The sequence below is a fragment of the Pseudomonas sp. 18058 genome (assembly GCF_902706155.1).
GTDB classification, from domain to species: Bacteria; Pseudomonadota; Gammaproteobacteria; order Pseudomonadales; family Pseudomonadaceae; genus Aquipseudomonas; species Aquipseudomonas rustica.
The window spans coordinates 1-435 of the sequence record NZ_CACSJY010000140.1 but is presented as its reverse complement, the minus strand read 5'-3'; the positions used below and the strand labels follow the sequence as shown (position 1 = coordinate 435).

Annotated in this window: 1 protein-coding gene; it reads left to right on the top strand. The window is 73.6% G+C overall.

Going from position 1 to position 435, the window contains the following annotated elements; genetic code table 11:
- Nucleotides 1–435, top strand: a 435-nt coding sequence (locus GVL50_RS28530) for an acyl-CoA reductase (RefSeq protein WP_218586055.1), incomplete at both ends; no start/stop codon positions are given.

Genomic DNA, 435 nt, shown 5'->3' with positions numbered 1-435 from the left:
TTCGTGCAGGGCGGCGCCCGCGTGGAGGTGGCCGTGCCGGTGCTTACCGCGGCGCAGATGGAAGCGCTGGCCGACCGCGTGCAGCGGGCGGCCGCCCGGCACCTGAAGACGATGACCGTGGCGCAGATCATCGAAGTGATCGACCGCGCCATCGCCCGCCTGCTCGACCGCTCCGATCCGTTCCGCCGGCAGGCCGAGGCGCTCCTGCCCGTGGTGAGCGGCTACGACGCCGAGATGGTGCGCCTGGGGCTGACGGGCTTCTTCAAGACTTTCCGCGCGCCGCAGCTGCGGCGCTTCGTGGCGGAGGATTTCGCGAACCCGCTGGTGCTCGACGGCTTCCAGCCCGCCCCGAAGGGCGGCGCGGTGCGGGCCCTCGGGCCCGGCCTGCTGGTGCACAGCTGGGCCGGCAACGTGCCGGCCCAGCTGTGCACCAGC